The sequence below is a fragment of the Hansschlegelia zhihuaiae genome, assembly GCF_004103825.1.
Taxonomy (GTDB): Bacteria; Pseudomonadota; Alphaproteobacteria; order Rhizobiales; family Methylopilaceae; genus Methylopila; species Methylopila zhihuaiae.
Genome location: NZ_RYFI01000007.1, coordinates 34,221 through 38,268, shown reverse-complemented (window position 1 = coordinate 38,268; position 4,048 = coordinate 34,221). Strand labels below are relative to the sequence as shown.

The window sequence follows — 4,048 nt, the reverse complement described above, 5'->3', positions numbered from 1 at the left end:
GCGGGCCGGAGCCGGTCGAGGGCCGCGTGCGGCTGGTCGCGCCGACCGTCGACCAGGCGAGCCGGCTCGGCAAGGTCAAGATCGAGCTGCCGGCCGAGAAGGGGCTGAGGCCCGGCCTGTTCGCGCGCGGCGCGATCGAGACGGCGCGGCGCGAGGGCGTCGTGGTCCCGCAGTCGGCGCTGCTGTTCAACGCCGACGGCGTGCGGGTCCAGGTGGTCAAGGAGGGCGTGGTGAGCGAGCGGCGCGTCAGGACTGGGCTCTCCGACAGGGACGGAGTCGAGGTTCTCGAGGGCGTCGCGGCTGGCGAGGACGTGGTCGAGCGCGCCGGCGGATTCCTGCGCGACGGCGACCGCGTCACGCCCGTCAGGGCCGGCGAACGGCCGACCGCCGCAGCCGCCCGGCCGGAGCGCGGCTGATGGCTCTCAACGTCTCGGCCTGGGCGATCCGCAAGCCGATCCCCTCCCTCGTCATGTTCGTGGTGCTGGTCGCGATCGGAGCGGCGTCCTTCATGGCGCTGCCCGTCACCCGCATGCCGAACATCGACCTGCCACTGGTCTCGGTCACCATCCGCCAGGACGGCGCCGCGCCGAGCGAGCTCGAGCTCCAGGTGACGAAGCGCGTCGAGACCGCGGTCGCCGGGCTTTCGGGCGTCAAGCACATCACATCGAATGTCGGCGACGGCGTCTCGGTCACGATGATCGAGTTCCAGCTCGAGACCCAGGTCGACCGCGCGGTCAACGACGTCCGCGACGCCGTGACCAAGATCCGCACCGAGCTGCCGCAGTCGATCGAGGAGCCGCTGATCCAGCGCATCGACGTCGAGGGCATGCCGATCGCGACCTATGCGGCCTCGGCGCCCTCGATGACGCCCGAGGAGCTCTCCTGGTTCATCGACGACCGCATCATCCGCGCGCTGCAGGCGGTCAGGGGCGTCGCGCAGGTCAAGCGCGAGGGCGGCGTCGACCGCGAGATCCGGGTGTCGCTCGACCCGGCGCGGCTGCAGGCGCTCGGCATCACGGCCGCCGAGGTCAACCGGCAGCTCCGCGCCACCAATGTCGATCTCGCGGGCGGGCGCGGCGAGGTCGGCACGCAGGAGCAGTCCATCCGGACGCTCGCGGGTGCGCTCACGGTGGCCCAGCTCGCCGAGACCCGCATCGTGCTGTCCGGCGGCCGGCAGGCGCCGCTCTCAGAGCTCGGGACGGTGCGCGACGGCTCGGCGGAGCCGCGCATCTCGGCGAAGCTCGACGGCAAGCCGATCGTCGCCTTCGGGGTCTACCGCGCCAAGGGATTCTCGGACGTCGTGGTGGCGAAGGCGGTCGAGGAGAAGCTCAAGGAGCTCGAGGCCACGCGGCCTGACGTCACGCTGTCGCGGATCGACACGACGGTGCGCTTCACCGAGGCCGACTACCGCTCCGCGATGCACACGCTGCTCGAGGGCGCGGCGCTCGCGGTCGTCGTCGTGTTCCTGTTCCTGCGCGACATGCGGGCGACGCTGATCACGGCGCTCGCCATTCCGCTGTCGATCCTGCCGACCTTCTGGGCGATGAGCGCCCTCGGCTTCTCGCTCAATGCCGTGAGCCTGCTCGCCATCACGCTGGTGACCGGCATCCTGGTCGACGACGCGATCGTCGAGATCGAGAACATCGTCCGCCACATGCGGATGGGGAAATCGCCCTACCGCGCCGCGATCGAGGCCGCCGACGAGATCGGCCTTGCGGTGGTGGCGACGACGGCCACGATCGTCGCGGTGTTCATGCCGGTGTCCTTCATGGGGGGCATCGCCGGCCAGTATTTCAAGCAGTTCGGCATCACGGTCGCGATCGCTGTGGCGTTCTCGCTGCTGGTCGCGCGGCTCGTCACGCCGCTGCTCGCCGCCTATTTCCTGCGCGATCACGGCCATCGCGACGTCCGCGACGGCCTGGTCATGCGCGCCTATGCCAAGGTCCTCGCCTGGTGCGTGCGCTGGCGCTTCGTCACGGTCGCGGCGGGCTTCGCGATCTTTGCGGGATCGATCGTGCTGTCGGGCTATCTGCCCTCCGGCTTCCTGCCCGAGAGCGACACGTCGCGCTCGATCCTCAAGATCGAGCTGCCGCCGGGCGCCAAGCTCGAACAGGCCGACGCGGTCGCGAACCGCATCACCGCGATGCTCAAACGCCGGCCCGAGGTCGACACGGTCTACGCAACCGTCGGCTCGGACATGCAGGGCGGCATGCAGACGGCCGCGACCGAGGTCCGCAAAGGCGTCGTCATCATCAATCTCAAGCCGCGCTCCGAGCGCACGCTGACCCAGAAGCAGTTCGAGGCCGAGATGCGCCGCGAATTCGCGACGATCCCCGATTTGCGGACCAATTTCGGCAATGAGGGCGGCCAGCGCGAGTTCACCATGATCGTCTCGGGCGCCGACGGCGAGGCCGTCGAGCGGACTGCCGTCAAGGTCGAGCAGGCGGTGAGGGCGAAGGTCCCGGCCCTGCTCAACGTGATCTCGACGGCGGCGATCGATCGACCCGAGATCCGCATCGTGCCGAAGCTCGACGAGGCGGCGGAGCTCGGCGTCTCGGTCGCCGACATCGCCGAGACGGTCAGAATCGCGACCATCGGCGACGTCACGCAGAACCTCGCCAAGTTCTCGGCCGGCGATCGTCAGGTCGACATCCGCGTCCAGCTCGACGAGACGGCGCGCGCCGACCTCTCGACCTTCGAGACGCTCAAGGTGCGCCGCGCCGCCGGCGACAGCGTGCCGCTGACCGCGGTCGCCGACGTTGATTTCGGCCAGGGGCCGACGGCGCTCGACCGCTACGACCGCGACCGCCGCGTCGCGATCGAGGGCGACCTCGCGCCGGGCGTGCCGCTCGGCGCCGCGCTCGAGGCCGTCAAGGCGCTGCCCGAGGCCAGGGACCTGCCGCCCGGCGTCACGCTGAAGGAGTTCGGCGACGTCGAGATCATGCGCGAGGTGTTCGAGGGCTTCGCGATGGCGATGGCGGCGGGCGTGCTGCTCGTGCTCGCGGTCCTGGTGCTGCTGTTCCATGACGTCGCGCAGCCCGTCACCATTCTGCTCTCGCTGCCGCTGTCGATCGGCGGCGCGCTGGTCGCGCTCTGGTTCGCCAATGAGAGCGTGTCGATGCCGGTCGTCATCGGCTTCCTGATGCTGATGGGGATCGTCACCAAGAACGCGATCCTGCTGGTCGACTTCGCCATCGAGGAGATCGCGCGAGGCGTCGACCGCACCACGGCGCTGATCGAGGCCGGCCGCAAGCGCGCCCAGCCGATCGTCATGACCACGGTCGCGATGACGGCCGGCATGGTTCCGTCCGCGCTCGCCTTCGGGGAGGGCGGCCAGTTCCGCGCGCCGATGGCGATCGCTGTGATCGGCGGGCTGATCGCCTCGACGGTGCTGAGCCTCGTCTTCGTGCCGGCCGCGTTCACGATCCTCGACGACGTCCGCCGGATCTTCTCGTGGATCTTCGGCCGCTTCGTCGGCCCCAAGGACGAGCCCGACGAGCCGATGCTGCCGCTGCCCGCCCCCGTCGAGCGGCTCCGCGCGGCGGAGTAGGCGCAGCGCGGCCCTTCCGAAGACCGCGTTCGCGCCACGCCCCTCCACCATGCTCCGCATGGTCCCCCCTGACGCAGGGGACGATCAAGGGCGCCGCCGCTTCTTCTCCTCCCCCGCCGAAGGCGGGGGACCGCGAAGCGGTGGAGGGGGGTGGGGACAAACTCCAGGCCGCCCCGACCGCCCTCAGAGATCCTTGCCGTAGATCCGCCAGACCTTGGTGCGCTTCGCCGGCATGCTGCGCACGAGGTTGATGACCGGGCGGTTCTCCTCGAGCATCCAGCTGATCTCGATCGTCTCGACATTCGCCTTCCGAGCCTTGGCGATGGCGTCGGCGAGCAGCGCCGCAGCCGCCATGGCGCCGACCCGCGTGCCGCGATAGCCCCGGCGCACGCCGATGATCGGCACCCGGGCGCGGGAGACGCCCGACGCCTTCAGTCGCCACAGCAGCTTCGCCCAGCCGAAGGGCGCGAGCCGGCCGCCGAGGTCGCGGATCGCCTC

2 protein-coding genes and 1 pseudogene are annotated in these 4,048 nt (G+C 70.6%); 2 read left to right on the top strand and 1 reads right to left on the bottom strand.

Annotated elements, in window-relative coordinates; all coding sequences use genetic code 11:
* Together EK403_RS08640 and EK403_RS08635 are read left to right on the top strand one after the other, a co-directional pair.
* On the top strand, nucleotides 1-416 hold a 416-nt coding region (locus EK403_RS08640), incomplete at its 5' end, for an efflux RND transporter periplasmic adaptor subunit (RefSeq protein WP_428979588.1).
* Entirely contained in the window at nucleotides 416-3,550 is a 3,135-nt protein-coding gene (locus EK403_RS08635; RefSeq protein WP_128777103.1) for an efflux RND transporter permease subunit, read from the top strand. The genes EK403_RS08640 and EK403_RS08635, both read left to right, overlap by 1 nt.
* A gap of 183 nt (nucleotides 3,551-3,733) precedes the next feature.
* Here EK403_RS08635 and EK403_RS23050 read toward each other — a convergent pair.
* Nucleotides 3,734-4,048 (bottom strand): annotated as a pseudogene (locus tag EK403_RS23050) (hypothetical protein); the annotation flags it as partial.

Bases quoted from the DNA above. Each gene is read 5' to 3' on its own strand.
- EK403_RS08635 (WP_128777103.1), top strand. From the start codon at position 416: ATGGCTCTCAACGTCTCGGCCTGGGCGATCCGCAAGCCGATCCCCTCC.